The following is a 6,084-nucleotide window of genomic DNA, read 5'->3' as shown; positions in this document are numbered from 1 at the left end:
TGGGGATCGCCTCACCTGCTTTAACGAGCAGCTCTCTAATCTGCGAAATGTATTTCCCGACTTCTTTAGGTAAAAAAGGTAAAAAAATTGCCACTTGGCAACCAGGCGAACCAAGGCAAGCTGGGGCATTTGCCCTGGTTTTGTTCATAGCAAACCTTTTGGCCTTTCTTTCCCCATCGGCAAAGTCCAGCCTGCCTTGGGTCTGCCCCCTTTTCCTGTAGGATTGATTGCGATATGCTAGTCTTCCATATCTCAAAAGGCGTGGACTGCTCCAAGACTGTTTCTTCACCCTATGAATCCGGCTCCCATCCTGAACGCAAGCTGGCACTTCCAAGAGCGGGATAGCTGTGGCGTTGGGTTTTTGGTAGATCGCCAGGGAAGAGCCAGCCACGAGCTGCTGCAAAAAACCCTCGCTGCCCTTGCCTGCATGGAGCACCGCGGCGGCTGCGGCGGGGACAGCCAAAGTGGGGATGGAGCCGGTATTGCTACAGCTATTCCCTGGAAGCTGCTGCAGGCAGAGCTTGAGGCCATTCGAGCTTGGGATCCCAGCCGCAGTGCAGTGGGCATGCTGTTTTTGCCTCAGGATCCCGCTGAGTGCCAGGCAGTGCGCCAGCTCATCGACGACTACTTGGCTACTACGGAGTGGGGGCAGCCCATCTGGCGCCAGGTGCCAGTCAATCCAGACTGCCTGGGGCCGATGGCACGGCAGACCCTGCCCTCCATCTGGCAGATGCTGCTTACTCACCCCACGCTGGAGGGAGACGAGCTGGAGCGGCAGCTTTACCTCTTGCGGCGGCGCCTGCGGCGACAGGTGGAGAGCCGGTTTGGCTTTCATTCCCTCTACTTTGCCTCCCTCTCCTGCCGGCTGATTGTCTACAAGGGCATGGTGCAGTCAGCCGCGCTGGGCCAGTTTTACCGCGATCTACAAAACCCCCTCTACACCACTGCCTACGCCACCTACCACCGCCGCTTCAGCACCAACACCCTGCCCCGGTGGTCCCTGGCCCAACCCTTCCGCTACCTCTGCCACAACGGCGAGATCAATACCTACCTGGGCAATGTCAACTGGATGGCTGCCCGCGAGTCCTCTTTGGCCCATCCCTTTTGGGGCGAGGCTATTGAGGAGCTCAAACCCGTCATTGACCCCGGCACCAGCGACTCAGCAGGCCTGGACGCGGTCTTCGAGCTCTTGATTGCCTCGGGCTACTCCAGCCAGCAGGCAATGATGGTGCTGATCCCGGAGGCCTACCGCCACCAGCCGGAGTTAGCCAATCATCCCGAAGTGGCCGACTTCTACGAGTTTTTTGCCGGCCTGCAGGAAGCATGGGATGGGCCGGCCATGGTGGTCTTCTGCGACGGCAAGACTATTGGAGCCACGCTGGATCGCAATGGCCTACGCCCGGCCCGCTACGCCCTTAGCCGCGATGGATTGCTGGTGGTCGCCTCGGAAGCGGGGGTGGTTTCCCTGCCGGAAGCCGAGATCCTAGAAAAGGGGCGGCTGGGGCCAGGGCAGATGCTCATGGTGGATCTGCAAAGCGGCCAGCTCTACAAAAACTGGGAGATCAAGACCCAGGTGGCAGCTCAGCACCCCTATGGAGAGTGGTTGAAGACTTACCGCGTTCAGCTTCCTAGCCAAGACTTTGAGAGCGCCCCGCAGCTTACCGAGGAGCAACTCCTCCAGCTGCAAACGGCCTGCGGCTACTCCTTGGAAGACGTGGAGATGATCATCGAGGAGATGGCGGCCACAGGCAAAGAGCCGGTTTTCAGCATGGGGGATGATGCGCCGCTGGCGGTGCTCTCCACCCAGCCCCACCCCCTTTATGACTACTTCAAGCAGCGCTTTGCCCAGGTGACCAACCCCCCCATCGATCCCCTGCGGGAAAGCTTGGTGATGTCTTTGGACATGTACCTGGGCTCCAAAGGCAACCTGCTGCAGATCCGGCCCGAGCATGCTCGCCTGCTGCACCTACGCAGCCCCGTGCTCAACGAGGCGGAGCTGGCCGCCCTGCAGCGCACGCCCTTTCCTTGCCGCACGTTGCCGACCCTCTACCCAATCGCCGCCGGGCCAGCAGGAATGGCTGCCCAAGTGCGGGCCCTGTGCCAAGAGGCAGCGCAAGCAGTGCGGGAGGGAGCAGAGATCTTAATCCTCTCGGATCGGGGCCTCAGCGCTGAGCAGGCCTTGATCCCCCCCCTGCTAGCCGTGGGAGCCGTCCACCATCACCTCATCCAGGAGGGGCTGCGCCTACGCGCTTCTCTGGTGGTGGAGACAGCCCAGTGCTGGAGTACCCACCACTTTGCTTGCCTAATTGGCTACGGGGCCAGCGCCGTCTGCCCCTACCTGGCCTACGAGGCGGTGCGCCAGTGGTGGCACAAGCCCAAGACCCAGACCCAGATGGCCAGTGGCAAGCTGCCCCAGATTTCTGTGGCCGAAGCCCAATTGCGGTACCGGGCAGCCATTGAGGCGGGGTTGCTCAAGATCCTCTCCAAGATGGGCATTTCCCTCCTCTCCAGCTACCACGGGGCCCAGATCTTCGAGGCCATCGGTCTCAGCCAAGAGGTGATTGACCTGGCCTTCCGCGGCACGGTGTCGCAGGTGGGGGGAATGACGCTGGCGGACTTGGCTCGCGAGGGCATGGTAAATCACCAGCGGGCCTTCCCCCAGCTCACCTCGAAAAAGCTGGAGAACTTTGGCTTTATCCAAGCGCGGCCTAAGGGCGAGTACCACATCAATAGCCCAGAAATGGCCAAGCTGCTGCACAGGGCCATCGCCTCTGGACAGCCCGATCACTACGAGATCTACCGGGCCTATTTGCGCAACCGCCCCCCCACGGCCCTACGGGATCTGCTTGACTTTCGCAGCGACCGGGATCCCATTCCCCTGGAAGAGGTAGAGCCCGTTACAGCCATCTTCAAGCGTTTTACCACGGGGGGGATGTCGCTAGGGGCCCTCAGCCGCGAAGCCCACGAGACCCTAGCCATTGCCATGAACCGCATCGGTGGCAAGTCTAACTCCGGCGAGGGCGGAGAGGACCCAGAGCGCTACCTCCCCATCACCGATGTGACGCCGGAGGGAACCTCGGCGCGGTTCCCTCACCTTAGGGGCTTGCGCATGGGGGACAACGCCAGCTCGGCAGTGAAGCAGGTGGCCTCGGGCCGCTTTGGCGTAACCCCTGAGTACTTGGTCAACGCGCAGCAAATCGAGATTAAGATTGCCCAGGGCGCCAAGCCAGGCGAGGGCGGGCAACTGCCCGGCTCAAAGGTCAGCCCCTACATTGCCAAGCTGCGCCGCTCCAAGCCAGGGGTAACCCTGATCTCGCCGCCGCCCCACCACGACATCTACTCCATCGAGGATCTGGCCCAGTTGATCTTCGACCTCCACCAGGTCAACCCCCAGGCGCAAGTGTCGGTGAAACTGGTGGCGGAGGTGGGCATCGGCACGGTGGCAGCAGGGGTAGCCAAAGCCAATGCCGACATCATCCAGATCTCTGGCCACGAGGGAGGCACAGGGGCTTCCCCTCTCAGCTCCATCAAACACGCAGGCTCACCCTGGGAGCTGGGCTTAGTGGAGGTGCATCACGCCCTCTTGGAAAACGGCCTGCGGCAGCGAGTGATTTTGCGGGTGGATGGCGGCCTGCGCACCGGCTGGGAGGTGGTGATGGCGGCCATGCTGGGAGCGGAGGAGTTTGGCTTTGGAACCGTAGCCATGATTGCCGAGGGGTGCATCATGGCGCGGGTGTGCCACACCAACAACTGCCCGGTGGGGGTGACGAGCCAAAAGGAGGAGCTGCGCAAGCGCTTCCCTGGCACTCCAGATCAGGTAGTAACTTTCTTTACCTTTGTGGCCGAGGAGGTGCGCCAGATCCTAGCCCGCCTAGGCTACCGCTCCCTCAAAGAGGTCATTGGGCGGGTGGATCTGCTTTGCCCCCGCGCCGACGTGGCTTTGGAAAAAACCCAGTCTCTCCAGTTGGACTGTCTGCTGCGGACTCCTCCTGGCTTTGATCCTCACCGTCAGCCCGAGTGGCTAGACCATGAGCCGGTGCACTCCAATGGCCCGGTGCTGGACGAGCAGATCCTGGCCCGGCCCGAGGTGCAAAAGGCTATTGAGACCTGCGGCACAGCCACGTTGGAACTCCCCATCGCGAACACCGACCGCTGTGTGGGCGGGCGCATCGCCGGCACCCTGGCTCGGCGGTATGGGGATGCGGGCTTTGCCCAGCAGGGGGGGCTGCTGGATCTGCGCTTTGTGGGCACGGCCGGCCAGAGCTTTGGGGCCTTTACCCTAGCGGGCATGCGCCTCACCCTGACGGGAGAAGCCAACGACTATGTGGGCAAGAGCATGTGCGGCGGAGAGATCATCGTTCTAGCCCCCCCAGAAGCCCCGCGGGATCCGGCGGAAAACGTGATCCTGGGCAACACCTGCCTGTATGGGGCCACGGGCGGATCCCTGTTTGCCAACGGCCAGGCGGGAGAGCGCTTTGCCGTACGCAACTCCGGTGCCCAGGCAGTCGTCGAGGGGGCTGGCGACCACTGCTGCGAATACATGACCGGCGGCGTGGTGGTGGTGCTGGGCCGGGTGGGCCGCAACCTGGGGGCGGGCATGACCGGCGGCCTGGCCTACGTGCTAGATGAGGAGGGCAACTTCCCCGCCAAGGTCAACGGCGAGATCGTGCGCATTCAGCGGGTGCAAACCGCAGCAGCGGAAGCGCAACTCAAGGGCCTGGTCCAGGAGCACTACCGCCGCACCCATTCTCCCAAAGCTGAGCGCATCCTCAAGAACTGGGAGCGCTACCTGCCCCTCTTCTGGCAGGTGGTTCCCCCTTCCGAAGAGGGCAGTGAGCTAACGGATCCCGCCCGATCCCAGCCAGCGGCAGTGCAGTCGTAGGAGTTTCAGGGTCTGTTGGTAACACTTCTTATCCCCACGGCAGCTAAGGGAACTGGTAAACTGCGAGGGTGTAGCTGGTTTTTATCTGCTTTAGCCACCTATGAGTTCCAGCCTGGAAGCCGCCAAGATTCAGGCGCGAGTACCCAAGGAGACTATCCTAACACCGCGCTTCTACACCACCGATTTCGAAGCCATTGGCAAGATGAGCCTAGGGGATCGGGAGGCTGACTTCCGAGCCATTCTGGAGGAGTTTCGCGCCGACTACAACCGCCACCACTTTGTCCGCGGCGAGGAGTTTAGCCAGGACTGGGAAAGTTGCCTCGATCCGGAAGCACGGCGGCTGTTTGTGGAGTTCTTGGAGCGCTCCTGCACGGCAGAGTTCTCTGGCTTCCTGCTCTATAAGGAGCTCTCCCGCCGGCTGAAGGAGACTAACCCAATTTTGGCCGAGTGCTTTGCCCTCATGAGCCGGGATGAAGCCCGCCACGCCGGCTTCCTCAACCGGGCCATGGGTGACTTCAACATGGCCTTTGATCTAGGCTTTTTGACCAAGCACAAGTCCTACACCTATTTCGCGCCCCGCTTTATCTTCTACGCCACTTATCTGTCTGAGAAGATTGGCTACTGGCGCTACATCCTCATCTACCGCCACCTAGAGGCCCATCCCGAAAATCGCATCTACCCCATCTTCAATTTCTTCAAGAACTGGTGCCAGGACGAGAACCGCCACGGCGACTTCTTTGCCCTCATGCTTCTTAGCCAGCCGCGACTGCTCAAGGGATGGGTGGCTGAGCTCTGGTGCCGCTTCTTCTTGCTGTCGGTGTTTGCCACCATGTACCTCAACGACGTGGGCGAGCGCCCGGGTTTCTACCGCCTCCTCGGCCTGGATCCCCATGCCTATGACATGGAGGTGATCTACAAAACCAACCGCGAGGCGGCTAAGGTGTTCCCAGTGGTATTGGATGTGGAAAACCCTGAGTTTGTGCGGCGGCTGCAGAAGTGTATAGCCAACAACGCCAAACTGAGGGAGATTGAGCGGGGATCTGGCCCCTTCAAGGGTCTGCGCAAGCTGCCGCTTTACCTCAACAACGCCTACCAGTTCCTGCGGCTATTTCTGCTCAAGCCGCGCAAAGCTGGCTTCTACCTGTGGGAGGAGCCAGAGCCTCGTTTTGAAGGAGCAGCCGTTTCCGCCTAAGCCCTCTTGC

General features: G+C 61.3%; 3 protein-coding genes. All 3 read left to right on the top strand.

Translation table 11 applies throughout. From position 1 onward, the window contains the following. Nucleotides 1-221: hypothetical protein (locus NW806_RS08540; protein ID WP_414410777.1), on the top strand; the 221-nt coding region annotated here is incomplete at its 5' end. 71 nt (nt 222-292) lie between these two features. Then, nucleotides 293-4,882, top strand: coding sequence for a glutamate synthase-related protein (locus tag NW806_RS08535; RefSeq protein WP_414410776.1), 4,590 nt, complete (start codon nt 293-295; stop codon nt 4,880-4,882). Nucleotides 4,883-4,982: 100 nt separating this feature from the next. Further along, on the top strand, nt 4,983-6,074 hold the full coding sequence (acsF, locus tag NW806_RS08530) for a magnesium-protoporphyrin IX monomethyl ester (oxidative) cyclase (protein WP_414410775.1): 1,092 nt from the start codon (nt 4,983-4,985) through the stop codon (nt 6,072-6,074). The last annotated feature ends 10 nt before the right edge of the window (nt 6,075-6,084 follow it).

It is taken from the genome of Synechococcus sp. W65.1 (genome assembly GCF_047461615.1).
GTDB lineage: Bacteria > Cyanobacteriota > Cyanobacteriia > Thermostichales > Thermostichaceae > Thermostichus.
Note: the sequence above shows the minus strand (reverse complement) of the source record. Positions and strands in the feature narration are given on the sequence as shown.

Coding starts and splice junctions, on each gene's coding strand:
- NW806_RS08535 (WP_414410776.1), top strand. CDS start 293: ATGAATCCGGCTCCCATCCTGAACGCAAGCTGGCACTTCCAAGAGCGG.
- acsF (WP_414410775.1), top strand. CDS start 4,983: ATGAGTTCCAGCCTGGAAGCCGCCAAGATTCAGGCGCGAGTACCCAAG.